At 72.6% G+C, this 23,813-nt stretch carries 20 protein-coding genes and 1 pseudogene; 10 read left to right on the top strand and 11 right to left on the bottom strand.

The genetic code is table 11. The features are described from left to right. Positions 1–132: 132 nt before the first annotated feature. The 3 genes from EAO76_RS19950 to EAO76_RS19940 form a co-directional block, all read right to left on the bottom strand. On the bottom strand, positions 133–2,502 hold the full coding sequence (locus EAO76_RS19950) for an LPXTG cell wall anchor domain-containing protein (RefSeq protein ID WP_148837242.1): 2,370 nt from the start codon (positions 2,500–2,502) through the stop codon (positions 133–135). 405 nt (positions 2,503–2,907) lie between these two features. Continuing rightward, on the bottom strand, positions 2,908–4,242 hold the full coding sequence (locus EAO76_RS19945; protein ID WP_148837241.1) for an MFS transporter: 1,335 nt from the start codon (positions 4,240–4,242) through the stop codon (positions 2,908–2,910). Positions 4,243–4,336: 94 nt separating this feature from the next. After that, the gene (locus tag EAO76_RS19940) at positions 4,337–4,777 is read right to left on the bottom strand and encodes a MarR family winged helix-turn-helix transcriptional regulator (RefSeq protein ID WP_072485764.1); all 441 of its coding nucleotides are present in this window, start codon (positions 4,775–4,777) and stop codon (positions 4,337–4,339) included. 145 nt (positions 4,778–4,922) lie between these two features. Here EAO76_RS19940 and EAO76_RS19935 point away from each other — a divergent pair, with 145 nt between their 5' ends. Further along, on the top strand, positions 4,923–5,138 hold the full coding sequence (locus EAO76_RS19935) for a ribbon-helix-helix protein, CopG family (RefSeq protein ID WP_148837240.1): 216 nt from the start codon (positions 4,923–4,925) through the stop codon (positions 5,136–5,138). Here the strand turns inward: EAO76_RS19935 and EAO76_RS19930 are convergent. Next, entirely contained in the window at positions 5,131–6,585 is a 1,455-nt protein-coding gene (locus tag EAO76_RS19930; RefSeq protein ID WP_148837239.1) for an NCS2 family permease, read from the bottom strand. The genes EAO76_RS19935 and EAO76_RS19930 overlap by 8 nt on opposite strands. A gap of 228 nt (positions 6,586–6,813) precedes the next feature. Continuing rightward, a pseudogene (locus EAO76_RS46375) lies at positions 6,814–6,930 on the bottom strand (DUF2530 domain-containing protein); the annotation flags it as partial. A 63-nt stretch (positions 6,931–6,993) separates the two neighbouring features. Here EAO76_RS46375 and EAO76_RS19920 point away from each other — a divergent pair. Both EAO76_RS19920 and EAO76_RS19915 read left to right on the top strand, forming a co-directional pair. Beyond that, a complete protein-coding gene (locus EAO76_RS19920) occupies positions 6,994–7,287 on the top strand; it encodes a DUF2530 domain-containing protein (RefSeq protein ID WP_148837238.1) in 294 nt (97 codons plus the stop codon). Positions 7,288–7,618: 331 nt separating this feature from the next. Then, positions 7,619–10,021 (top strand): cation-translocating P-type ATPase, encoded by a 2,403-nt coding sequence (locus EAO76_RS19915; protein ID WP_376042414.1) that lies wholly within the window; start codon positions 7,619–7,621, stop codon positions 10,019–10,021. A gap of 54 nt (positions 10,022–10,075) precedes the next feature. On the opposite strand, the gene EAO76_RS19910 is transcribed toward EAO76_RS19915, so the two are convergent. The 4 genes from EAO76_RS19910 to EAO76_RS19895 all read right to left on the bottom strand — a co-directional run bounded on the left by EAO76_RS19910 (position 10,076) and on the right by EAO76_RS19895 (position 16,774). After that, positions 10,076–10,942, bottom strand: a complete 867-nt coding sequence (locus EAO76_RS19910; protein ID WP_222872183.1) for a DUF5707 domain-containing protein — start codon at positions 10,940–10,942, stop codon at positions 10,076–10,078. 143 nt (positions 10,943–11,085) lie between these two features. Then, positions 11,086–11,970: a calcium-binding protein gene (locus EAO76_RS19905; protein WP_148837236.1), complete on the bottom strand. Its 885-nt coding sequence runs from the start codon at positions 11,968–11,970 to the stop codon at positions 11,086–11,088. Positions 11,971–12,204: 234 nt separating this feature from the next. Beyond that, positions 12,205–15,450, bottom strand: a complete 3,246-nt coding sequence (locus EAO76_RS19900; protein ID WP_148837437.1) for a sacsin N-terminal ATP-binding-like domain-containing protein — start codon at positions 15,448–15,450, stop codon at positions 12,205–12,207. Positions 15,451–15,838: 388 nt separating this feature from the next. Continuing rightward, positions 15,839–16,774: a DUF3027 domain-containing protein gene (locus EAO76_RS19895; RefSeq protein ID WP_148837235.1), complete on the bottom strand. Its 936-nt coding sequence runs from the start codon at positions 16,772–16,774 to the stop codon at positions 15,839–15,841. Between the two features lie 515 nt (positions 16,775–17,289). Here EAO76_RS19895 and EAO76_RS19885 point away from each other — a divergent pair. The 4 genes from EAO76_RS19885 (at position 17,290) to EAO76_RS19870 (ending at position 20,945) form a co-directional block, all read left to right on the top strand. Further along, positions 17,290–18,744 carry an MFS transporter gene (locus EAO76_RS19885; protein WP_148837234.1) on the top strand — a complete coding sequence of 485 codons (1,455 nt, stop codon included), beginning with the start codon at positions 17,290–17,292 and terminating at the stop codon, positions 18,742–18,744. Between the two features lie 27 nt (positions 18,745–18,771). After that, positions 18,772–19,251, top strand: a complete 480-nt coding sequence (locus tag EAO76_RS19880; protein ID WP_148837233.1) for a DUF2771 domain-containing protein — start codon at positions 18,772–18,774, stop codon at positions 19,249–19,251. An 88-nt stretch (positions 19,252–19,339) separates the two neighbouring features. Further along, positions 19,340–20,104, top strand: coding sequence for a futalosine hydrolase (locus tag EAO76_RS19875; protein ID WP_148837232.1), 765 nt, complete (start codon positions 19,340–19,342; stop codon positions 20,102–20,104). Then, positions 20,085–20,945, top strand: coding sequence for a 1,4-dihydroxy-6-naphthoate synthase (locus tag EAO76_RS19870; RefSeq protein WP_148837231.1), 861 nt, complete (start codon positions 20,085–20,087; stop codon positions 20,943–20,945). The genes EAO76_RS19875 and EAO76_RS19870 overlap by 20 nt, the downstream gene beginning before the upstream one ends. 46 nt (positions 20,946–20,991) lie before the next feature. Here the strand turns inward: EAO76_RS19870 and EAO76_RS47325 are convergent, their stop codons facing one another. Then, positions 20,992–21,375 (bottom strand): cold-shock protein, encoded by a 384-nt coding sequence (locus EAO76_RS47325; RefSeq protein ID WP_093540351.1) that lies wholly within the window; start codon positions 21,373–21,375, stop codon positions 20,992–20,994. 209 nt (positions 21,376–21,584) lie between these two features. Here EAO76_RS47325 and EAO76_RS19860 point away from each other — a divergent pair, with 209 nt between their 5' ends. From EAO76_RS19860 to EAO76_RS19855, 3 genes are all read left to right on the top strand, one after another. Further along, entirely contained in the window at positions 21,585–21,809 is a 225-nt protein-coding gene (locus EAO76_RS19860; protein WP_148837230.1) for a hypothetical protein, read from the top strand. Positions 21,810–21,950: 141 nt separating this feature from the next. Next, a complete protein-coding gene (locus tag EAO76_RS44675; protein WP_187438692.1) occupies positions 21,951–22,124 on the top strand; it encodes a DUF6177 family protein in 174 nt (57 codons plus the stop codon). Between the two features lie 82 nt (positions 22,125–22,206). Then, positions 22,207–23,094, top strand: a complete 888-nt coding sequence (locus EAO76_RS19855; RefSeq protein WP_148837229.1) for an alpha/beta fold hydrolase — start codon at positions 22,207–22,209, stop codon at positions 23,092–23,094. Positions 23,095–23,161: 67 nt separating this feature from the next. Here EAO76_RS19855 and EAO76_RS19850 read toward each other — a convergent pair whose 3' ends face one another. Beyond that, a complete protein-coding gene (locus EAO76_RS19850) occupies positions 23,162–23,791 on the bottom strand; it encodes an HAD family hydrolase (protein WP_148837228.1) in 630 nt (209 codons plus the stop codon). Positions 23,792–23,813: the final 22 nt, after the last annotated feature.

The raw sequence follows: 23,813 nt of genomic DNA, 5'->3' as shown, positions 1-23,813 counted from the left end.
CCCGGCCCCGCCGGGTGAACGGACGAACGGGCCGTCGCCGTTCCGGTCTCCTTCGAGGATTCGAGGAGCGGAACGGCGACGGCCCGTTCGCGTCGTCCGTGGTGGCGACGGCGGTACCGCCGGGCGCGTGTCCTAGCGCATGTGCTTGCGGCGGGCCTTCGCCACGAGGACGGACAGACCGGCCAGCACGCAGCCGAGCCCGGCCAGACCGATCATGGGCAGGGCGTCACCGGCACCGGTCTCGGGGAGCTGACCGCCGTGGCCGTGACCGCCGCCGTGACCGCCGCCGTTGCCATGTCCGTGGCCGCCGCCGTGGCCGTTGCCTCCGCCGTGGTCGGGGTCGGGCTTGGGCCACGGGTGACCGCTCGATGACGGGTGGCCGGTCGGACGCGGGTGGTCGGTGGGGTGCGGGTGGCCCGTCGGGCGCGGGTGGTCGGTGGGGTGCGGATGGCCGGTCGGACGCGGGTGGTCCGTCGGACGCGGGTGGTCCGTCGGGTGCGGGCCGGGCGTGCTGGTGGACGGCGAGGGCGACGGGCTCGGGGCGGTGACGGTGACCGTCGCGTCGCAGGCGCTGTCGGTGCTGCCCTCGGCGCAGTTGTTGCGGTAGGTCGACGAGGTGACGGTGTTGGTGAGTTCGGCGTCCTCGGTGAGCGAGGAGTCGACGGTCACCGAGTACGTGATGGTCGCGGTGGCGCCGACCGGCAGGTCACCGGTCCAGTGCAGGTTGGTGCCGGTGACGGTCGCGTTGCCGAGGTCGGCGTCGACGTCCCCGTTGTAGGTGGCGTCGGCCAGCACGTCGGCGAGGCTGTCGTCGAGGGTGACGCCGGTCGCGGGGACCCTGCCGGTGTTGGTGACGGTGACCCGGTAGGAGACGGTGTCACCGGGGGCCGCGTCGGTCGGGGTGGCGGTCTTCTCGATCCGGTAGGCGGGCAGGTCGACGACCGTGTTGCGGACCGTGTTGCTGGTCCGGGTCTGCTCGCGCCGGGTCTGGCTGCCCTTGAAGTCGAGCGTCGCGGTGTCGTCCAGCGTGCTGCCGCCGGCGACGTCCTGGTCGACCGTCACCTCGAAGGAGACGTTCGCGGTGGCGCCGGGGGCGAGGTCGTCGACCCGGCAGGTGACTGTCTGCCCGCTCGCGGTGCAGTCCGGGTTGGAGCCCTCCTTGTAGGTGGTGCCGGCGGGCAGCTGGTCGGTGACGGTGACGTCGGTGGCGGTGTCGAGGTTGTCGGTACTGCCGTCGGCGTGCCGGTTGGCGACGTCGAAGGAGTACGTGATGGTGTCGCCGGGTCCGACGTTGCCGGGCGGGTTGCCGTCGGTTTCGCCGGCCGGGTCGTTGGCCTTGGTGATCCGGAGGTCGGGTTCGAAGGCGTCGACGGACAGCCAGACCGCCTGCGGGTGCAGGGCGTCGCCGGAGCCGTTGATCCGCAGAACGGCCTGGGTGCTGCCGGCCGGGAGCTTGCCGGTGACGTCGATCATCCGGGCGTCGTAGCCGTAGTTGTTGACGGGGGCCGGGTCCCGGGTGGTGATGTTGGTGCCGGAGCCGTCGGCGGCGACCCGGTCGATCCGGCCGGAGAAGGCGTTGTCGGTGGTGACGCCGGCCGGGCCGGGCAGCGGCAGCAGGGTGAGGCCGTCGGTGTCCGGGCCGACCGAGAGCTGGTCGCCGGCGATCGGTGCGTCGCCGTCGCCGACCGTCACGCCCATGGTGGCGTTCGGGGCGGTGGTGGCGGGGGTGCGGATGCCGCCGAGCGTGAGGGTGGCCAGGTTGTCGGGGGAACGCAGCAGCTGGAAGCCGTCCCAGACGTTGAGGTAGCGCAACGGCTCGTTCTGGTCCTCGTACGCCACGACCAGCGACCAGCCGCCCCAGCAGCCGACGTTGTTGCCGCCGTAGTTCTGCGCCGAGGAGCGGCCGGCGCAGGCCTGGATGTCGGCGACGGTGTAGCTGCCCGGGCCCGCGGCCCGCACCTCGGCGGTGACGTCCTTGACGCCCGCCCCGGCCAGCAGCGGCTCGGGCGGGGTGCCGCCGACCTCCTGGTTGAACCAGTCGTAGGTGTCGGCGTTCAGCTGCTCGTACGAGGAGCTGCCGGGAACCTTCCAGGAGACCTGGTCGCCCCTGTTGATGTCACCCGAGGTGCCGCCCGAGACGCTGGTGTTGGTCGGGTTGAACTGCCAGTACAGGCGCGCCGAGAGCACCGTCGCGCCGGCCGGGATCTCCAGCTGCGCGGAGGACGCGTTGTTGCCGGGCGCGTCCGGGTCGACCTTCACGTACTTGGTGCGGTTGTTGTTGCTGCCCTCGGTGTCGTTGCAGGGCGATCCGTCGCTGTCGTCGCAGGTCAGCACCGAGTTGGAGGCCATCGTCAGATCGCCGTGCGCCAGCAGGTTCACCGCCGGGTCGGGTCCGATCGGCCGCTGGGTGCCCGCCCCGCGCGGGGCGGGCACCGCGGCGGTCGCGGTGAGCGGGAGGAGCAGCCCCGCGAGAGGCAGGACCGCGCACAGGGCACGCAGCATTCTCGGGAATGGTGGATGGTGCTGAACCACGAGTGACCTCGCAACCGGTACGACGAGTGGGGGGACGCCCAGCGTCACCGCTCCGGGCGGGGTTCCGTGACGGACACGCAGAAACGCTCACTCATCCAGCCGAGAAACGAACACACGCCCAAAGGGCCGCGGCCGCGGCCCCGGCCCCGGTTCCGGCCCTGATCGCGGCTCCGGTTCCGCCCGAATTCCGGCCCCGGCCCCGGCCCCTTCACGCTCGCCTTCTTCGGGCCCGTCGACGAGGAACTGCTGCCCGAGCTGGACGCGCGCCTCGCGCGGGCCGTACCCGCGAGCGGCGCCGCTCGGGTCGTACTCCATGAGCAGCGCGCCGCTCGGGCCGCGCTTCATGAGTGGCGCGCCGCGCGGGCCGCGTTCCGCTCAGGCCGCCGTCGCCAGCTCCTCCCGGGGGACGAACCGGACGTGCGGGCGGCCCGGCCGCAGGTCGACGCGGAGGCGGAGGCCGCCGACGCGGGCCAGCACGATGCCGACGCCGATCGCGGCCACCAGGGAGAACGCACCGCCGACGGCCATGCCCGTACGGACCCCGTAGGCGTCGCTGATCCAGCCGACGATCGGGGCGCCCACCGGCGTGCCGCCGGCGAAGACCATCATGTACAGGCTCATGACCCGGCCGCGCATGGCCGGGTCGGCGGCCATCTGGACGCTCGTGTTCGCGCTGATGTTGGTCGTCAGGCCGATCATGCCGATCGGGACCAGCAGGATCGCGAAGAGCCAGACGGACGGCGACAGGGACGCGATGATCTCCAGCAGGCCGAACGCCGTGCCCGCGGCCACCAGCATCCGCAGCCGCGAGGAGCGGCGGCGGGCGGCGAGCAGGGCACCGGCGAGGGAACCGGCCGCCATGAGGATGTTGAAGAACGAGTACATCCCGGCGCCGCCGTGGAAGACCTCGTCCGCGAAGGCCGTGAGCCAGATCGGGAAGTTGAAGCCGAACGTGCCGACGAAGCCGACCAGGACGATCGGCCAGATCAGCTCGGGGCGCCCGGAGACGTACCGCAGCCCCTCGCGCAGCTGGCCCTTGGCGCGCGGCACGACGGCGACGTGGTGCAGCTCGTTCGTGCGCATCATCAGCAGGCCGACGAGCGGGGCGAGGAACGACAGGCCGTTGAACATGAAGGCCCAGCCGCTGCCGACCGTGGTGATCAGGACGCCCGCGACGGCGGGGCCGATGAGCCGGGCGGACTGGAAGTTGGCCGAGTTGAGGCTGACCGCGTTCCGCAGCTGCGCGGGGCCGACCATCTCGGACACGAAGGACTGGCGGGCCGGGTTGTCGACCACCGTCACCATGCCGAGCAGGAACGCGATGAGGTAGACGTGCCACACCTGGACGACGCCGGAGAGCGTGAGGACCGCCAGGGCGATCCCGCACAGGCCGAGCGCCGCCTGGCTGAACAGAAGGAGCTTCCGCTTCGGGAAGCGGTCCGCGATGACACCGCCGTACAGACCGAAGAGGAGCATCGGGAGGAACTGGAGGGCCGTGGTGATGCCGACGGCGGCGGCGGACCCGGTGAGGCTCAGGACGAGCCAGTCCTGCGTGATGCGGGACATCCAGGTACCGGTGTTGGAGATCACGGCGCCCGTGGCGAACAGGCGGTAGTTGCGTATCTTCAGCGACGAGAAGGTCCCGCCGGGCTTGCTCTCGTGGGTGGAAGTCGGTGCGGGGGCGGAGTCTGCTCCGGATCCCGTACTCAAAGGGGTTCGCCTCCTCGGGCGTATACGTTTCGCTGACTGACGAGGTGCGGCGGTGCGGGCGGCGCGCCGGCCGGGGCCGGCGCGGTCCGCCCCGCTACAGGTGGGCGAGCTTCTCCAGCACGGGCGCCGCCTTGCGCAGCGTCTCCCACTCGTCCTCGTCCAGGCCCTCGGCGAGGGCGGTCAGCCAGGCGTTCCGCTTGGAGCGGCTCTCCTCGAGCATGGCTTCCGCCTGCTCGGTCTGGCTGACCACCTTCTGGCGACGGTCATCGGGGTGCGGTTCCAGTCTGACCAGCCCCTTCGCTTCCAGCAGCGCGACAATTCGGGTCATCGACGGAGGCTGCACATGCTCCTTGCGGGCCAGCTCGCCGGGTGTGGCGGAGCCGCATCGCGCGAGTGTGCCGAGCACCGACATCTCGGTGGGGCTCAGCGACTCGTCGACGCGCTGGTGCTTGAGGCGCCGACTGAGCAGCATCACGGCGGAGCGGAGGGAGCTCACGGCGGCGGCACTGTCGCCGTCGTGGATCAGGTCAGGCATGTTTATTAGCGTAACTCATTACCCAACCTAAAGACCATTCGTGTTACACGCGCGAGCGGCACTTCGCCCAATTGCTCACCCGAACGAGTGAGTCGAATCCGGAAAGTGACATGAAACGACGCCCGGGGCCGTAACCCTGCTTGCCATGGGATCGACTGTGCTCAGCTTGCGGATAGACGGTGAGCTGCTCGACCGGCTCCGGCAGCACGCCGCGAAACGCGGAATGAGCGTCCAGGACTATGTCGTCCGGACGCTCATTCGCGATGACTTCGACGAGCGCTTCAAGGCGGCCGTCGACGAGACGGAGAAGTTCTACGGGGCGGAGGAGGCCCCGGGGATCAGGACCGGGGAGGTCACGTGAGGCCGAGGGCCGGCATCGCGTAGTAGAAGACGAAGACCGCCGACACCACGTACATGGGCACCGGCACCTCGCGCCAGCGCCCGGCCGCCACCCGCAGCACGCAGAAGGCGATGAAGCCGATGCCGATGCCGTTGGTGATCGAGTACGTGAACGGCATCATCAGCATGGCGAGGAAGGCCGGGATGGCCAGCGTGTAGTCGCTCCAGTCGATGTCCCGCACCGAGCCCGAGATGATCAGGAAGCCCACCGCCAGCAGCGCGGGGGTGGCCGCCTGCGACGGGACCATGGTCGCCAGGGGCGTCAGGAACAGCGCGCCCGTGAACAGCCCGCCCGTCACGATGCTCGCGAGGCCGGTCCGGGCCCCCTCGCCGACCCCCGCCGTGGACTCCACGAAGCAGGTCGTGGCGGAGGAGGAGCTCGCACCGCCCGCGGCGACCGCGATGCCGTCCACGAACAGCACCTTGTTGATGCCGGGGAAGTTGCCCTCCGGGTCGGTCAGCTTCGCCTCGTCGCCGACGCCGAGGATGGTGCCCATCGCGTCGAAGAAGCAGGACAGCAGCACGGTGAAGACGAACAGGACGCCGGTGAGGAACCCGACCTTGCCGAACCCGCCGAACAGACTGACCTGACCGACCAGTCCGAAGTCCGGCGTGGCGACCGGGTTGCCCGGCCACTCCGGGACGGTCAGGCCCCACGCCCCGGCCGGCAGGTCGGCGATGGCGTTGATGATCAGCGCGACGACCGTCATCGCGACGATGGAGATCAGGATCGCGCCCGGAACCTTGCGGACGAGCAGCGCGAGGGTGAGCAGCGTGCCGAGGACGAAGACGAGGACCGGCCAGCCGTTGAGGTGGCCGTCGCCGCCGAGCTGGAGCGGCACGGTGGTGTGCGCGGCGTCCGGCATGCGGGAGACGAAGCCCGAGTCGACCAGGCCGATCAGCAGGATGAACAGGCCGATGCCGATCGCGATGCCCTTGCGGAGCGAGGTCGGCACGGCGTGCATGACGCGTTCCCGCAGACCGGTCGCGACCAGCAGCATCACCACGAAGCCCGCGAGGACGACCATGCCCATCGCGTCCGGCCAGCTCATCCGGGGGGCGAGCTGGAGCGCCACGACGGTGTTGACCCCGAGGCCCGCGGCCAGCGCGATCGGCACGTTGCCGATGACGCCCATCAGGAGCGTGGAGAACGCGGCGGTCAGCACGGTGGCGGTGACCAGCTGGCCGCCGTCGAGCTGGTGGCCGTACATGTCCTTCGCGCTGCCGAGGATGATCGGGTTCAGCACGATGATGTAGGCCATCGCGAAGAACGTGGCGAATCCGCCGCGGATCTCGCGCGCGACCGACGACCCCCGCTCGGAGATCTTGAAGAAACGATCCAGCGCGCCGTTCGGCTGCTGGGCCGACGGTTGCTTGGAGTCGACCGGAGCGGTGGCCGAGGGGGACATGTATGACCTCAGACGTACAGAGAGGGGGGTTGAATATGGTCAGCTTTGGACTTTCACACGAATAAATCGAGACAGTCTTAAGCAGATTCAGTATGAATACATAAGGCAAAGATCGCTATCTCCGCGCGTAGACCCTTGGGCCGCCGGGTGCGCGCGGCCCGGGGAGGCGGGTGCGCGCGGCCCCGGGCGGCGGGTGTGCGTGGGTGCGCGCGGGTTGTGCGCCGGCGGTCAGGAAGTGGCGCTCTCGGCGGTGTCGCCCCGCCCGGCGGCGGCTGCCGCGGCGGCGGCCCGCTTGATCGCGGCGTCGCGCCCCCGCACGTACCAGATGCCGATCAGTCCGAGCCCTCCCGGGCGGGAGTCCCGGGAGGACCCGGGGAGGGGTTCCGGGTGGCCCCATACACTGAGCCCATGGCGAAGTGGACACCGAAGCACGAGGCACCCGAGCCCCTGGAGGGGCCCGTCGTCGCCACCATCACCGGCGGCACGATCCTCTGGTTCGTCCTCTTCCTGGTACAGCTCCCGTTCTACGGCTGGTTCGACGACCACGGCCACCTGTGGTGGCTGTGGACCTGCCTGGCCGGCGCGGGGCTCGGACTGATCGGCATCTGGTACGTGCGGGGGCGCGACGCCGCGATCAAGCGGGCCGCCGCCGCGGCAGCCGCCGCCGGGCGGGGCGACACCGCCGAGAGCGCCACTTCCTGACCGCCGGCGCACAACCCGCGCGCACCCACGCACACCCGCCGCCCGGGGCCGCGCGCACCCGCCTCCCCGGGCCGCGCGCACCCGGTCGTCCCGGCCCCGCGCACGCCCGCCCCGCATCCGCCGTCGGGGTCCTCATCCACCCACGGGACCATTCGTCTCCTCCCCCGGTCTGATCTTCGTACCACCCGGTGGGTGAACCGGACCATCCACCCGTACCGTCGGAACCATGACGCACCGGTCACCCCACTCCTTCGGCGAGCAGCCTTCCGAGACGACCGGCTCGGCCGGCTCCGTCGGACCCCCCGGCCCCGCCGGTTCCACCAGTCCGGCGATGATCGACGCCGGGGCCGAGCTCGACCCGGTCCACCCGGTGGACCTTCCCGGCCCGGCCGTGGACACCCGCGGTCTGACGGCCGCCGAGGTCGCCGAGCGGATCGCCCGCGGCGAGGTCAACGACGTACCGGTCCGCTCGTCCCGCTCACTGCGCGAGATCGTCCGGGCCAACGTCTTCACCCGGTTCAACCTGATCATCGGCGTGCTCTGGGCGATCATGCTGTTCGTCGCGCCGATCCAGGACAGCCTCTTCGGCTTCGTGATCGTCGCCAACACCGGCATCGGCATCATCCAGGAGTGGCGGGCCAAGAAGACCCTGGACAGCCTCGCGGTCATCGGCGAGGCCAAACCCACGGTGCGGCGCGACGGGGTCGCCGCCGAGATCTCCACCTCCGAGATCGTCCTCGGCGACCTCGTGGAGCTGGGCCCCGGCGACAAGGTCGTGGTGGACGGCACGGTCGCCGAGGCCGACGGCCTGGAGGTCGACGAGTCGCTGCTGACCGGCGAGGCCGACCCGGTGCTGAAGCGCCCCGGCGACCCGGTGATGTCCGGCAGCTTCGTCGTCGCGGGCGGCGGCGCCTTCACCGCCACCAAGGTCGGCCGCGAGGCCTACGCCGCGCAGCTCGCCGAGGAGGCGTCCCGCTTCACCCTCGTCCAGTCCGAGCTGCGCAGCGGCATCTCCACGATCCTGAAGTACGTCACCTGGATGATGGTGCCGACCGCGATCGGTCTGGTGATCAGCCAGCTCGTCGTCAAGGACAACGACTTCAAGGGGTCGATCGCCCGGACCGTCGGCGGCATCGTGCCGATGATCCCGGAAGGGCTCGTGCTGCTCACCTCGGTCGCCTTCGCGATCGGGGTCGTACGGCTCGGCCGCAAGCAGTGCCTGGTGCAGGAGCTGCCCGCCATCGAGGGGCTGGCCCGGGTCGACGTCGTCTGCCTGGACAAGACCGGCACCCTCACCGAGGGCGGCATGGACGTCAGCGAGGTCCGCACCCTCGGCGACACGGACCGGGCCTACCTGGAACGCGTCCTGGGCGCCCTCGGCGCGTCCGACCCCCGGCCCAACGCCAGCCTGCAGGCCATCGCCGACGCCTACCCGGACGGCGAGCGGTGGCGGTGCACGCAGACGCTGCCGTTCTCCTCGGCCCGCAAGTACAGCGGCGCCGCGTTCGACGAGGGCGGCGGCCGGGAGTCGTCCTGGCTGCTCGGCGCCCCCGACGTGCTGCTGCCCGAGCGGCACCCGGCGCTCGCCGAGATCGAGCAGCTCAACGAGCAGGGCCTGCGGGTGCTGCTGCTGTCCCGCGCGCGGGACGGGGTCGAGGGGAGCGACGCCACCGACGGGGCCGTGCCGAGCGCGCTGGTCGTCCTGGAGCAGCGGCTGCGGCCCGACGCCGAGGAGACCCTGGCCTACTTCGCGGAGCAGCGGGTCGCCACGAAGGTCATCTCGGGCGACAACGCGGTCTCGGTCGGCGCGGTCGCCGGGAAGCTGGGCCTGCCGGGCGCCGAGCACACCCTGGACGCACGCCGGCTGCCCACCGACCCCGACGAGATGGCCACGGCCATGGAGGAGAACGCGGTCTTCGGCCGGGTCACCCCGCAGCAGAAGCGGGACATGGTCGCCGCCCTCCAGTCCCGCGGCCACACCGTCGCCATGACCGGCGACGGCGTCAACGACGTCCTGGCGCTGAAGGACGCCGACATCGGTGTCTCCATGGGTTCGGGCTCCGAGGCGACCCGGGCCGTCGCCCAGATCGTGCTGCTGAACAACAGCTTCGCGACGCTGCCGTCCGTCGTCGCCGAGGGCCGCCGGGTGATCGGCAACATCACCCGGGTCGCCACCCTGTTCCTGACCAAGACCGTCTACTCGGTGCTGCTGGCGATCCTGGTGGTGTGCACGCAGGTCGACTACCCGTTCCTGCCGCGCCACCTGACCCTGCTGTCGACGCTGACGATCGGCGTCCCCGCGTTCTTCCTGGCCCTCGCCCCGAACAAGGAACGGGCGCATCCGCACTTCGTGCGCCGGGTCATGCGGTACGCGATCCCCTCGGGCGTCATCGCGGCGGCCGCCACCTTCGTGACGTACCTGATCGCCCGGCACCACTACACCGGTCCGGGCGCCCTGGAGGCGGAGACCAGCGCGGCCACGCTCGCGCTGTTCCTGGTCTCGATGTGGGTCCTGGCGATCATCGCCCGTCCGTACACCTGGTGGCGGATCTGCCTGGTGGCGGCGATGGGGCTGGCGTTCCTGATCGTGCTGGCGGTGCCGTGGTTGCAGGAGTTCTTCGCGCTGAAGCTGGTGGGGACGACGATGCCGTGGGCCGCGGTGGGGATCTCGGCGGTGGCCGCGGTCGTCCTGGAGTACACCTGGCGGCTGGTCGGCAGGCGCTTCCCGGCGTGACACCGGTACGGGAACGAGTGGGGGGCGGCGCCCGGGGCGCTGCCCCCTTCGCTGTCACTTCACGTCGACGAAGTCGCCCGCGGTGGTGACGGTCGGGGTGGTGGACGTACCGGCGAAGCTGTAGCGCCAGTAGCCGTCGACCGAGGCCTTGACCGTGGTCTTCAGGTTGCCGACGCTGTTCGTCCTGATCGTCTTGATCGTGGTGTACGTCGAGCCGGTCTTCTTGCGGAACTGCAGCTTCACCGACTGGCCGGTGTAGCCGTGGTACTTGTGGTCCTCCCAGTTGGCCCGCGAGAGCTTCCCGGTGACCGTGATGGTCCCGCCCTTCTTCACCGGCTCCGGCGCGGCGTTGACCGTCAGCTTCGACAGCCGCTGCACCCGCGCCTTGCTGTGGAAGTCGCTGGAGGTCAGGGAGCCGTCCTTCGCCCGCGCGCCCGCGAGGACGTGCCAGGTGCCCGCCAGCGAGTTCTTGTACAGGTCGACCCGGGGATCGACCGTGATGGTGAGGGAACAGGTGCTGGTGGTGGCGCTCGCGGCCCGGCAGGTCGCCGCGTCCTCGTTCGGCAGCAGTACGGCCTCCAGTCCCTCCTCCTGGTCCTTGCCGTGCCACAGCATCAGCCAGCCGGTCTCGATGCCGGAGGGGTGCGAGGCGGTGACCGAGACGGTGACGGTCCTCGGCGCCGTCGTCCCCAGGACGATGTCCTTGCCGCCGTTGACGAGGGCCTCGGAGACGACGGGGCCGGGTGCGCCCGGACCGGAGGCCGCGGGGCCGGCCGTCGCCGGTTGTGCCGCCTGCGCCGCCGGAACGGCGAGGGCGGACAGGATCAGGGCGCCGGAGGCCACGGCGGCGGCGGCGGTCGCGGTGGCGGTGGCGGTCGCGGTGGCGGTGGCGGTGGCGGTGGCGGTGGCACGTATACGCATGGGCTTCTCCCTGGGGAAGGCCCCGGACAGGGGCCGGACGGGAACGCACGGCGGATGCGCGAACAGCGGGACCCCCGGCAGGGACCCCGCTGTTCACATGTGGCCGCGGAGGCGGCCGGTCGGCCCCGCTCCGGACCGTGGGACTACCTCACGTCGACGAAGTCGCCCGCGGTGGTGACGGTCGGGGTGGTGGACGTACCGGCGAAGCTGTAGCGCCAGTAGCCGTCGACCGAGGCCTTGACCGTGGTCTTCAGGTTGCCGACGCTGTTCGTCTTGATCGTCTTGATCGTGGTGTACGTCGAGCTGGTCTTCTTGCGGAACTGCAGCTTCACCGACTGGCCGGTGTAGCCGTGGTACTTGTGGTCCTCCCAGTTGGCCCGCGAGAGCTTCCCGGTGACCGTGATGGTCCCGCCCTTCTTCACCGGCTCCGGCGCGGCGTTGACCGTCAGCTTCGACAGCCGCTGCACCCGCGCCTTGCTGTGGAAGTCGGTGTAGGTGAAGTCGGCCTGGTTACCGGCGAGCGCGCCCGCGGAGACGTGCCAGGTGCCGGCCAGCGAGTTCTTGTACAGGTCGTAGCGCGGGTCGATCGTGAACGTCAGCTTGCAGGTCGAGGTCGTCGCGTTGACCTTGGTGCACTTCGACACGTCCTCGTTCGGCAGGATGGCGCCGTCGATGGTGTCCGGGGACGTCGGGTCCGTGCCGTGCCACAGGTCGGCGTAGGCGTCGACGACACCGGTCGCGTGCGAGGCCGTGACCGAGATGGAGATCGTCTTCGTGGCGGTGGTGCCCAGGACGATGTCCTTGCCGCCGTTGACGACGACCTTGGAGATGACGGGTTCCGCGACATCGGCGGCGGTGGCCGCGGCGGCCTTCGCGGCGCCCCGGGCGGTGATGCCGAAGGCCTCGGCACCCGAGGTCGGCTTGTTCTGGATCGACGCGGAGTGGTCGCCCGCCTGGGCAACCGGAACAGCCAGAGCAGACAGGGCCAGCGCGCCGGAAACGGCAGCGACAGTGGCGCGAATACGCATGTATTTCCCCAGTGGAGAAAGAGCTCCGCGGGCACGTGTACGTGCGCCGGGCGGAGCTGGTTCGGTCTGTTGAGTCTGCTGACTCGACAGACCAGACCAGTGACCCATGTGAAGGGTTGTACACCGAGTTGAATTTTTTGCGAAGATCCGGCTGCCGGCGTTCGTATCCGCGTTCCGGCGGCCGCGACCGCCCGCCCCTCCGCCGACCGGGTCGGCGGCGGGGCGGAACGGCCGTCAGTCGAACCAGCGGTCCCGGGCCAGTTCCTCCGTGCGGGACGGGTCCTCCAGCAGCGCCGCCACCTCGAAGCGGCGCGGCCACTGCCCCGCCGCCCAGGCCAGCCCCGCCGCGACGCCCTCCAGCGTGGCGGCGTGCACGATCCCGTCGGGGGTGCGGCGCCAGTCCAGTTCGACGCCGCCCGCGCGCAGTTCGCCGTGCTCGACGTACGCGTCCGGCGTGCCCGCCCCGAGCAGAATCCGCACCGATTCCGGTACCCGGTGCTCCTCGCCCTCCGTCGTCACCTCCGCCTCGACGCTGTCGCCGAGCCGCCGCACCTGGAACAGTTCGGCGAGTTCGGCCGCGCGCGTCGGGGCGACCGGCAGCAGCGGCAGCCCGGCGGCGAGCGGCAGCAGGTCGGGGGCGTCCGCGATCACGGCGTCCGCCGCGTCCACGACCCGTGCCTCGCCGTCCACCACGGCCCGCAACTCTTCGGGCAGCGTGACCTGTTCGGGGTCGAGATCGGCCAGGGCCGTGTACAGGGAGTGCAGTTGTACGGGGTCGACCGGGCGCTCCTCGTCCGCGAGCCGGCCCAGGAGTTCGGCGGCGCCGCCCGGTTCGTCGAGCAGCGCGGCCACGGACGTCCGCACCCCGAGGGCGCGCAGCACCTGGGCGTCGTCGAAGCCGGTCGCGTCGGCGGAGTCGTACAGCCCGGCCAGTCGCGGGTCGCCGCCCGCGGCGCGCAGCCCGGCGGGGCGCCGGCCGTCGAGCACCGGGTGGTCGCGCAGCCACCAGGCGGTGTACGGGCGCACGGAGCGGGTGGTGCCGTCGGGGAGCAGCACCCGCACCGGCTGGGTCAGGGCGTCCCGCAGCGGCGGCTGCGCGAGCATGGCGAGCGCCTGCGGCCAGGCGTCGTCGTCGACCAGGTCGAGGTCGCGGACGGCGACGAGTTCGGTGGCGACCGGCGGTACCGGGGTGTCGGGCAGCTGGTCGAGGACGTCCTCGCACCACACGTCGACGGCGTCGAGCAGACCGGCGTCGTCGGGTTCGGCGAAGTCGCCGTCGCGCGGCTCCAGTTCGTCCGGGTCCAGGACGACGTCGGTGGTCCGCACGAGGGCGAACGTGGCCAGCACGCCGCAGGCGGTGAGCGGCTGCTCGCCCCAGCGGTCGGCCATTTCCCGGTCGACCAGGGCCAGTTCACCCTCCCGCATGACGGACGCGAAGGGGCTGTCCGGCAGCACGAGTTCACCGGCCGGGGCCGGTTCGCCGTCCTCGTCGGGCAGGGCGAGCGCGCCCAGCCAGGGCTCGTCGCCGGGGGCCAGTTCGGCGCCCCGCACGAGGGTGAGGACGGTCTCGGCGAGTTCGTCGACGTCCAGCGCGTCCTCGTCCCAGACCTCGCCCGCGTCCAGCGATCCGGCGACGGCGGCCCGCACCTGCGGGGTCGTCAGCACGGCGCGCGGGGTGGCGGGCAGGGCGCCCAGCTTCTCCAGCAGCGGGTGGGCGGCGTCCGGGTGGGCGACCTTCAGCCCGAGGCGGGCGAGGCGTTCCAGGACCGGGCCGGTGAGCGCGTCGGGGAGCGGGAGGAGGACCTGGCGGGGTCCGATCGTGGTGCGGGGCACGGGTACGGGCCCGGCCTCCGCCGCCCCGTCGGTCCCGTCCGTCGCGGGCGCCCCGTCCGCCCCGGGGGTTCCGGCGAGCGGTACGGGCAGGCCGGAGAGGCGGTCCGGGTCGATGCCGGACAGGCTGTCGTAGAGCCGCCGCCACCAGCGGGGTTCGCGCTCCAGTCCGGCCAGCCGGTCGATCGCCTCGGTCAGCGGGACCCGGGCGATGGAGAGCGTGCGCAGTTCGCTGCGGCGCTCCAGCCCGGCGGGCAGCAGACACGGCAGGACCTCGGCGAGCACCCGTACGGTCTCGGCGCCGGCCCCTTCCAGGACCTCGGCCTCGATGGGCCGCAGCGCGGCGGTGGCCGCAGGGTCGTCGACGTCGTTTGCCCGCTCCTCCCAGCCGTCCCAGCGGCCCGCGTCGGCGGTGGTGTCGCGCGGGACTGCGGGGGCCAGGAACGCGACGCGCGGCAGCCGTTCCAGGATCGCGCCGCGCAGCGCGCCGTCCAGTTCGCCCTTGCCGAGCGGTCCCGGTACGAGGTCGATGGTGTCGACGGACACCGGCTGCCAGCCCGCGAGCAGTTCGGCGTACGCGTCGGCGGCGCGCTGCACCAGGAAGTCGGTGAGCGGTCCCGGCGCGAAGTGGCGGCGGCTGGTGTCGAGCGGCAGCGACGCGATGAACAGCGCGGGAATGCCGAGGGGTTCGTCGGTGGGGGTCGGCGCGTGGACGACGGGGGCGGTGCGGGGGCGTGCCGGGGCGCCCTCCGCGTCCACCGGGACCGCCCAGGTCACCGACCAGTGCGGGCGCAGCCGTTCCTCGCGGGGCCGGTCGGCGAGGAGTTCCGGTTCGACGGCGCCGTGGTGGGTGACGGTGCGCCAGCGGGTCGTGCCGTGCGCGGAGTCCTCGACGTGAACGTACGGGCCGTGCTGCGAGCGGCGCAGCGTCCGTACGGTGTCCGGGGTCTCGATCACGATCTCGTCGAGGCCGCGCAGGGTGAGGAGCAGCGCGTCGTCGGCCGCGTCGAGCAGTCTGACGACGAGGTCCTCGGCGCCGCCGTCGCGCAGCGGGAGGACCACGACGGTGTCGTAGCCGTCGGGTGCGGTGCCCTCGGCGGGCAGCGGGAGCCGCAGCAGGGGCACGTGGCCGTCGCGGCGGCGGAGTTCGTCGCCGAGGCCGGGGCTGGCGACGGCCGTGCGCGCGGCGAGGTCGCGGGCCTCGGCGAGGGACCAGCGGACGCCGCCGTGCCGGCCGATCACGGCGGGCTCGTCGCTCACCGCGAGCACGGCGGCGAACCCGACGCCGAACCTGCCGACGGCGCCCTCGTGGCCCTCGCGCTTGGCGGAGGCGCGCAGGGTGGAGAGGGACTCCACGCCGGTGGCGTCGAGGGGGGCGCCGGTGTTGGCGGCGGCGAGGATCGCGGGGGTGTCCGCGGTCGCCGGGTGCAGGGTGAGGCGGAGCCGGCCGGGGACCCGGGCGCGGGCGGCGGCGTCGGCGGCGTTCTGGGCCAGCTCGACGACGAGGCGGTCGCGGTAGCCGCCGAGCGCGAGGTCCTCCTCGGCGTTGGCGTCCTCGCGGAACCTGGCGGGGCCGGCGCCCCAGGCGTCGAGCACCCCGCGGCGCAGCCGTGCGGTCCCGAACGGATCGGCCCCTTCGGTCGCATTCATGCTCACGCTCTGACTCCGCTCTTTCCGGTTACGCGTTGCCCGTGCCGCCAAGTGTGCGCCCGAAGGTACCGGGTCCTCTCGTCGGGCGGGGGGCGCCGAACAGCGCATCGGCCGGTTCGGGTCCATGCCGGTGGGCCGCCGGACAGCTGGCGCGAACAGGCCCGTCCGGCGTTCGGGGACGGAGGCCGGTCCGCCGGAGCGTCCGCGCCCCCGCGGAAAACCTCCCCGCAGGAAACCGCACCACCGCAAAAAACCTCCGCACGGGAGACCGCGTCCCCGCGGAAAACCTCCCCGCAGGAAACCGCACCGCCGCGGAAGACCTCCGCACGGGAGACCGTGCCCCTGCGGAAAGCCTCCGTGCGGGAAGCCGCCCCACCCCGGCCACCGCCTACGAGTGGCCGAGGTCCTCCGTCGGCGCGTCCGCCTCCGCCGGGACCGAGCCGGAGTCCCGGGCGGGCCGCAGCGGGTACTCGTCCACCTGCACCGTGTCCAGCGCGTGCGGCGCCGGCTTCGGCGGCTTCGGCATCACCGCCGCCTCCGAGTGCCCGCCGCAGCCGTACGACAGCGACACCACGTGCCCGTCCGCCGGGCCGAACTCGTTGGCGCACACCCCGAACGCCTGCTTCAGCGAACCGGCGAGCGGCACCAGGAACGCGCAGGTCATGCACGAGGCGGGGGCCGCCTGTGCCATCGGCGTCTTCGCCCCGAACGCCTCGTCCCAGCGGTCGGCCGCCGTGTGCAGCCCGTACCGGGACAGCACCCGCGCCCGCCGCATGCCGAGCTCGTCGGCGACCGCGGCGATCGAGCCCCGGCTCGTCGTCGCGGGGCGCGTCGTCAGTTCCGCGTCCTCCGCGTCGACGAGGTCGGCCATCTCGTGCGACACCTCGGAGACCGCGGAGTTCGGCGGCGGCTCCTCCTCGCCGGTGTAGCCGGGCTCCAGGCGGATGTCGTCCGCCTCGGTGGGCAGCAGGTCGCCGGGCCCCATGTCGCCGGGGCGCAGCCGCTCGCTCCACGGCACCCACTCCGGGGCGAGCAGCGCGTCGCTGCCGGGCAGGAGCACCGTTTCGTCGAGGGTGACCTTCTTCGCGCGGGAGGCACGGGCGACGGTCACCGCCCAGCGCCAGCCCCGGTAGCCGGGCTCCTTGCACTCGAAGAAGTGCGTGACGACCCGGTCCCCCTCGGAGATCACGCCCACATGCTCACCGACGACCCCCGGCGCGGCCGCCTCCTCGGCCGCCGCGCGGGCAAGGTCTACCGCCTCGGCGCACAGACGGTCGGGGGCGGGGGTACGGGCCGTACGGCTTCGCGTCGTCGCAGCACTCACAGGTCTCGCTTCTCTCCTACGCCAGTCTCACGAGCGCGCCTGCACATCCATCGGTCCCGGCCATGACGGATGCGGGCGGAGCGGACCTGGGGGCCGCGTCGACGTCCGCACCCGTTGCTGCCTGCCTCGGGCGCACCTTCTGCCATCCATTCTGCGGGATCGCCGAGAGGCGCGCGGCCGAGGTCAACCGCCGGTGGCGCGCTACGCACGCTACCCCCTCTCTCGCCCCCCGCCCACCTGCCCGTCCCAAACAAGGCCGTATCCGATGCCGTGTCCGATGCCGCGCTCCGTGCCGCGTCCGGCCCCGCGCCCGTGTCGCGTCCGGTGTCACGCCCCGTGCGCGGGCCGTTCCGGAGGGGCCCGGGGATGGCCGCGGGAGTTCGTGATCCGCCGGTGGACCCGGTTCGCGCCGGGCGCGCCCGACCGGCGCGAACCGCTGGCCCGACAGGGCGGAGTGCGCCGCGTCCCGCGCCGATGCCGGTTCGCCGCCACCGCGGCTGGGGCACTATGACGGGGTGGCTGCCGCCAGGTCGCACGAGGGGCCGGGCCCGCTCCGCAGGACGGGCCGGGCGATCGGTCATGCCCTCCACGCGCCGTTCACCGGCACCGCGAGGGGCATCCGGAAGGCGACGCACGCCCACGGCGCGGGCGAGTCCGGGCTCGGCAAGCTCATCGAGCTGCACGCGGTGAACGGCGCGGGCGACGTGATGATCACGGTCGCGCTCGCCTCGACGGTGTTCTTCGCGGTACCGACGGACGAGGCCCGCGGCCGGGTCGCCCTCTACCTCGCCATCACGATGGCGCCCTTCGTGCTCCTCGCCCCCGTGATCGGCCCGCTCCTGGACCGGCTGCCGCACGGCCGCCGCGCCGCGATGGCGGCCTCGATGCTGGCCCGCGCGGTGCTCGCGCTCACCATGTCGGGCGCGGTCGCCACCGGCGGTCTGGAGCTGTACCCGGCCGCGCTGGGCGTACTGGTCTGCTCGAAGGCGTACGGGGTGGTGCGCAGCGCCGTCGTGCCGCGCCTGCTGCCGCCGCGCTTCTCCCTCGTGAAGGCCAACTCCCGGGTCACCCTGGCCGGGCTCCTGGCCACCGGTGCCGCCGCCCCGGTCGGGGCGGCGCTCCAGATGGCCGGGCCCGCCTGGCCGCTGTACGGGGCGTGCGCGGTCTTCGTCGGCGGGACCGTCCTCGCCTTCACGCTGCCGCACGGGGTCGACTCCGCGAAGGGCGAGCGGAAGGCCCGGCTGGTGCCGCCGCACGGGGTGGCGGTCTCCCTGAACAGCACCGGGCGGACCGGTCCGGGACGGGGTGGCGGGAAGCGCTCCCGGTGGGCGCGGCGCGGGGAGCGGAACGGAGGGCGGAACGGGGAGCGGCGGCCGGGGCTGCGGTCCGTGGGGCCGTCCGTGCTGAACGGCCTCCAGGCCAACGCCGCGCACCGCGCGCTCTCCGGCTTCCTGATCTTCTTCCTGGCGTTCCTGCTGCGCGAGCACCCGCTCGCCGGGCAGAGCGCCGCCGTCTCGCTCGGCATCGCGGGCGTGGCGGCCGGCGCCGGCAACGCCCTGGGCACCGCGGTCGGCTCCTGGCTGCGCAGTCGCGGCCCCGAGGTGATCGTCGTGGCGATGCTGGCCCTGGCGCTGGGCGTCGCGGTGCTCGCCGCGCTGTTCTTCGGCACGGTCATGGTCGCCGCGCTCAGCGCCACCGCGGGCTTCACCCTGGCCCTGTCGAAGCTGTCGCTGGACGCGATGATCCAGCGCGACGTCCCCGAGGAGGTGCGCGCCTCCGCGTTCGCACGGTCCGAGACCGCGCTCCAGATGGCCTGGGTGGTCGGCGGCGGCATCGGCATCTCCCTCCCCCTCAACGGCGTACTGGGCATGTCGGTCGCCGCGGGCATCCTCGCCCTCGGCGCCGCCACGTCCGTACGGGGCCTGCTGAGCACCGCGCGACGCGGCTCGCCGCACCCCCGCGTGGCGTGAGCCGGGGCGACCGATAGCCTTCGGCTCATGACCGTTGCGTTCTTCTCCGGCAAGGGCCGTCGAATCGGCGTCGCTCTTGGTGCCGTTTCCGCGGGACTCCTCGTCCTCTCCGCATGCGACAAGCCGACGCCGCTCGCGACCGTGACGGTCGGCAGCAACTCGGTGAGCTCCGAGGCCTCCTGCTACAACGACGGCGAGGCCCTCAAGACCGACGACATCAAGGGCTGCCTCAACAAGAAGGCGGAGAAGTCCGTCGAGGTCGCGATGGACGACAAGGTCCGCTTCGGCGTCGACCCCGAGATCGCCGAGAACGGCTGGACCCTGTTCATCAACGGCCAGCAGGCCGAGCAGGAGCCGTACAAGAAGACCTACCGGTCGATCCCGGGCAGCGCCTTCTTCTCCAGCCAGACCGGCGAGACCACGAACAAGACGCAGATCAGCATCGTGGAGACCAAGGGCAAGAAGCTCACGGGCATCTGGCACTTCGAGCTGAAGAAGACCTCCTGACCCCGGGCCGTGCCCGGCACGGCCCGCCTCTCCCGCGCCTTCCCGCCGCTCGCTCCGCAAACCCCTCCTGACCTCGGAGGACTCCTTCGTGCACGTGCTCGTCGTGACCGCTGTCCCGGCAGAACGGGACGCGGTCACGCGCGCGTTCGGGAGCGGTCGCCCCGGGGCCGACCACTCCGGGAACGACTCCTCCGGGGTCGGCGCCTCCGGGGGCGGGGCCGAGGCATCGGTGTTCCACGTCCGGGGCGCGGAGGTCCATCGCGCGGGCCCCTTCGACGTCCTCGCGGGCGGCGTGGGACCGGCCGCCGCGGCGGCCTCGACCGCCTTCGCCCTGGCCTCGGACCGCTACGACCTGGTGATCTCGGCCGGCATCGGCGGCGGGTTCGCCGGGGTCGCGCCGGTCGGCTCCCTCGTCGTGGCCGGCCGCGTCGTCGTGGCGGACCTGGGCGCCGAGACCCCGGAGGGCTTCGTGCCCGTCACCGGGCTCGGCTTCGGTCAGGTCCTGCACATCCCGCCCCGGTCACTGGTACGGGCCGCGGCCGCCGCGACCGGCGCGGTCACCGGCACGGTCCTCACCGTCTCCACCGTGACCGGCAGCGCCGGACGCGCCGCCGCCCTGCTCGCCGCGCATCCGGGGGCCGCCGCCGAGGCCATGGAGGGCTTCGGGGTCGCGGAGGCCGCCGACCTCGCCGGCCTGCCCGTCCTGGAGATCAGGGCCGTCTCGAACGCCGTCGGCCCGCGCGACCGGGACGCCTGGCGCATCGGCGACGCGCTGGCCGCGCTCACCGACGCGTTCGGGAAGCTCGCACCCGTACTGGAAGGTTGGATCCACCATGACCGAAACGACTCCTGACCCGCTGCGGATCGCCTTCTCGCCCTGCCCCAACGACACCTTCGTCTTCGACGCCTGGGCGCACGGCAGGATCCCCGGCGCACCCGCCCTCGACGTCACCTTCGCGGACATCGACATCACCAACGGGATGGCCGAGCGCGGCGAGCTCGACGTCCTCAAGGTCTCGTACGCGGTGCTGCCCCGGGTGCTCGACGAGTACGCGCTGCTGCCGTGCGGCGGGGCGCTCGGGCGGGGCTGCGGGCCGCTCGTCCTCACCCGGGAGGGCGCGGACGGCGACCTGACGGGGAAGACCGTCGCGGTACCGAGCGAGCGCTCCACCGCGTACCTGCTGTTCCGGCTGTGGGCGGCGGAGAAGGTGCCGGGCGGTGTCGGCGAGATCGTCGTGATGCCGTTCGACGAGATCATGCCCGCCGTGCGCGACGGGAAGGTGGACGCCGGTCTCGTCATCCACGAGGCCCGCTTCACGTACCGGAACTACGGGCTGCACAACCTCGCGGACATGGGCCGGCACTGGGAGGACACGACCGGTCTGCCGATCCCGCTCGGCGCGATCATCGCCAAGCGGTCGCTGGGCGCCGCCACCCTGAAGCTGCTCGCCGACTCGGTGCGCGCCTCGGTACGGGCGGCCTGGGACGACCCGGAGACGTCCCGGCCGTACGTGCTGGCACACGCCCAGGAGATGGATCCGGCCGTCGCGGACCAGCACATCGGGCTGTACGTCAACGAGTTCACGGCCGACCTCGGCGAGGACGGCTACGCGGCGATCCGCGGTCTGCTGACCCGCGCGGCGGCCGAGGGACTGGTACCGCCCCTCGGCCCGGACGCGCTGTCGTTCGTCTGAACCCGGCCGCCGAACCCGGCCGCCGGGCTCCGGCATCGGCCTCCGGTCAGACGTCGAGCTGGTCGGCGACGGCACGCAGCAGGCCGCCGATCTTCTTGCCCGCCGCCTTGTCGGGGTAGCGGCCGCGCTCCAGCATCGGCGTGATGTTCTCCAGCAGGGTGGTCAGGTCCTGCACGATGGACGCGAGCTCGTCCGGCTTGCGGCGCTGCGCGGCCGCGACGGACGGGGTCGGGTCCAGGACCGCCACCGAGAGCGCCTGGTCCCCCCGCTGGCCCGCGACGACTCCGAATTCGACGCGCTGGCCCGGCTTGAGGGCATCGACACCGTCGGGCAGCACGGAGGAGTGCACGAAGACGTCGCCGCCGTCGTCGCGGGAGAGGAAGCCGAAGCCCTTCTCGCTGTTGAACCACTTGACCTTGCCAGTCGGCAAAGCACGCACCCCATCTCAACCCATGTGCCGGAACAAGCCTCAGCAGGTCAGGCCATCCAGTGGTGCTGCTCCCCTGCTGGCAGCAGCCTCCACAGGAGGGGTACCCCTCGTCAAGCCTGGTCATCCGGACTGCTGTCCGGAAACGGCGCCTGTTTCGCGCGCCGGTGGCCCCGGGGTGGTTCGCCGCCCCCGGGAACTACCCTGGCGGGGTGAGTACTACACCTTCTGGCGCGGGCGACCGGCTGGTCCGGATCGGCGCGATCGTCTTCTTCATCGGCGCACTGTCCACCCTGGTCACGGTGGCCCCCCTGTTCCTCGGCACCCGCCCCCTGCCGTCCATCGCCTGGTCGCTGTGCATGCTGATGGGCGTCGGCTTCCTGATCGCCGCCGCGGGCGTGATCCGGTCGGCCCGGGCGGGCTCCGCGAAGCAGTAGCCCGGAATTCCCCGACCGCAAACACCTGCGCCACCACCCCACCCCGTAAATCACGCCACTTCATCCTGGTCACATAGCACCACGCACCCGGCCCGACACGCATCCGGCTCGAATTGCGTTGCAACTGCGACGGACCCCTTGATGCAGATGGAGGTCCTGTCGCCGGTGGCGTGCGCGCCGCCGGCCGCCGTCGCCATCCGGAGCCGCCCCGTGGTCGCCACCACGACCCGGCCGACCGACGTCGTGCGCAACGCGGTCCGCACCGGGCGCGAGTCGCAGATCGTCACCCCACCCGACACCCGTCTCACCCGGTAGCAGGGGCGGCGGGGAACGCGAGGGGCGGGCGCCGTCGGTAATGGAGGTGTTCTCCGGCAGCGGATGCTGGGACACTGCGGGCATGCCGATTGCCGAAGTCTCGCCCGGAATGTCCATCGCGTACGAGACCTTCGGTGACCCCGCCGACCCGCCCGTTCTGCTCGTGTCGGGTTTCGGGGCCCAGATGATCGCCTGGCACGAGGACTTCTGCCACGCGCTCGCCGGGCGCGGCCGCCATGTGATCCGGTACGACAATCGCGACTGCGGGCTGTCCACCAAGTTCGACGACCATCCCGTCGACACGGGCCGGCTCATCGCCGCCGTGAACGCGGGAGACGTCCCGGCCGCGCTCGCGATGGTGCCCTACACGCTCCAGGACATGGCGGACGACGGGCTCGGCCTGCTCACGGCGCTAGGGATCGAGCGGGCCCATGTGGTCGGGTCCTCGATGGGCGGGGTGCTCGCGCAGCTGATGGCCATCGCCCGGCCGGGCCGGGTGCTGACCCTGACGTCGATGATGTCCACGACCGGCGAACCCGAGTACGGCCGGTCCAGCCCCGAGGCCCAGGCGGTGATCTCCGGCCCGAAGCCGACGGACCGCGCGGGGTACGTCGCGGCGGCGGAACGGGACCTGATCTGGGCCTCCAGGCGCTACGGCGACCCCGCGGCCCTTCGTGAGCTGGCCGCCGAGAGCTACGACCGCGCGTACTGCCCGGCCGGGGTGGGACGTCAGCTCGGGGCGATGGTCCTCGGCGGTTCACGCGCGTCCGCGCTCCGGGAGCTCCGGGTCCCGACCCTGGTGATCCACGGCCTGGACGACACGTTGATCGACCCCAGTGGCGGGGAACGCACCGCGGCCCTCGTCCCCGGGGCGGAGCTCCTGCTGGTCCCCGACATGGGGCACGACCGCCCCCGCGAACTCTGGCCCGTGCTCAACGACGCCATCGAGGCCCACACCGGCCGCGCGTGAACGGTTTCCCGCCGCCCCGACGTCGCGGGGCGACGGGAGGGCCCGCCCTCCCGCGTCCGCCGGCGGGTCACCCCTCGTACGTCTCCAGCCAGGCCGGGAACTCCGTCAGGGACGACAGGACGACGTCCGCTCCCGCCCTCCGGAGCTCGTCCGCGTCGCACGGGCCCGTGGTGACCGCGACCGACAGGGCGCCGGCCGTGCGGGCGCCGCGCACGTCGCCGGTGTGGTCGCCCACGTAGACGTCGGCCTCGTGCTCGCGCAGCGCGTGGCCCTTGGCCTCCGCCCACAGGCCGCCGATGACCGCGTCGGGTTCGATGCCGAGGTGCTTCATGTGGAGTTCCGCGCTCGGCCGGTGCTTGGCCGTGACGACGATCGTCCGGCCGCCCCGTGCGCGTATCGCCGCGACCGACTCCCGGGCCCCCGGCAGGGCGAGGCTCGGGGTGATGGCGTGTGCGGGGTAGATCTCCCGGTAACGGTCGGCGGTGGCGGCCACCACGTCGGCCGGGAACCAGTTCCGCAGCTCCTCGTCGACCGGCGGGCCGAGCCTGCTCACCACCAGGTCCGCGTCGATCGGCGTCCCCGTCTCGGCGGAGAGCGCCAGGTAGGCGGCCTTGATTCCGGGCCGGGTGTCGATGAGCGTCATGTCCAGGTCGAAGCCGACCGTCAGGGGGGAAGGATGCGAAGGCATGGCACCCATTGTCGCGGGGCGGGGCCGACGG

The sequence above is a fragment of the Streptomyces sp. sk2.1 genome (genome assembly GCF_008120935.1).
In the GTDB taxonomy this organism is placed as follows: Bacteria; Actinomycetota; Actinomycetes; order Streptomycetales; family Streptomycetaceae; genus Streptomyces.
This window is presented reverse-complemented; position numbering and strand designations above follow the sequence as displayed.

Excerpts from the sequence above, each read along its gene's own strand:
- EAO76_RS19950 (WP_148837242.1), bottom strand. The coding sequence starts at position 2,502 with ATGCTGCGTGCCCTGTGCGCGGTCCTGCCTCTCGCGGGGCTGCTCCTC.
- EAO76_RS19940 (WP_072485764.1), bottom strand. The coding sequence starts at position 4,777 with ATGCCTGACCTGATCCACGACGGCGACAGTGCCGCCGCCGTGAGCTCC.
- EAO76_RS19935 (WP_148837240.1), top strand. The coding sequence starts at position 4,923 with ATGGGATCGACTGTGCTCAGCTTGCGGATAGACGGTGAGCTGCTCGAC.
- EAO76_RS19930 (WP_148837239.1), bottom strand. The coding sequence starts at position 6,585 with ATGTCCCCCTCGGCCACCGCTCCGGTCGACTCCAAGCAACCGTCGGCC.
- EAO76_RS19920 (WP_148837238.1), top strand. The coding sequence starts at position 6,994 with ATGGCGAAGTGGACACCGAAGCACGAGGCACCCGAGCCCCTGGAGGGG.
- EAO76_RS19915 (WP_376042414.1), top strand. The coding sequence starts at position 7,619 with ATGATCGACGCCGGGGCCGAGCTCGACCCGGTCCACCCGGTGGACCTT.
- EAO76_RS19910 (WP_222872183.1), bottom strand. The coding sequence starts at position 10,942 with ATGCGTATACGTGCCACCGCCACCGCCACCGCCACCGCCACCGCGACC.
- EAO76_RS19905 (WP_148837236.1), bottom strand. The coding sequence starts at position 11,970 with ATGCGTATTCGCGCCACTGTCGCTGCCGTTTCCGGCGCGCTGGCCCTG.
- EAO76_RS19900 (WP_148837437.1), bottom strand. The coding sequence starts at position 15,450 with ATGAATGCGACCGAAGGGGCCGATCCGTTCGGGACCGCACGGCTGCGC.
- EAO76_RS19880 (WP_148837233.1), top strand. The coding sequence starts at position 18,772 with ATGACCGTTGCGTTCTTCTCCGGCAAGGGCCGTCGAATCGGCGTCGCT.
- EAO76_RS19870 (WP_148837231.1), top strand. The coding sequence starts at position 20,085 with ATGACCGAAACGACTCCTGACCCGCTGCGGATCGCCTTCTCGCCCTGC.
- EAO76_RS44675 (WP_187438692.1), top strand. The coding sequence starts at position 21,951 with ATGCAGATGGAGGTCCTGTCGCCGGTGGCGTGCGCGCCGCCGGCCGCC.
- EAO76_RS19855 (WP_148837229.1), top strand. The coding sequence starts at position 22,207 with ATGCCGATTGCCGAAGTCTCGCCCGGAATGTCCATCGCGTACGAGACC.
- EAO76_RS19850 (WP_148837228.1), bottom strand. The coding sequence starts at position 23,791 with ATGGGTGCCATGCCTTCGCATCCTTCCCCCCTGACGGTCGGCTTCGAC.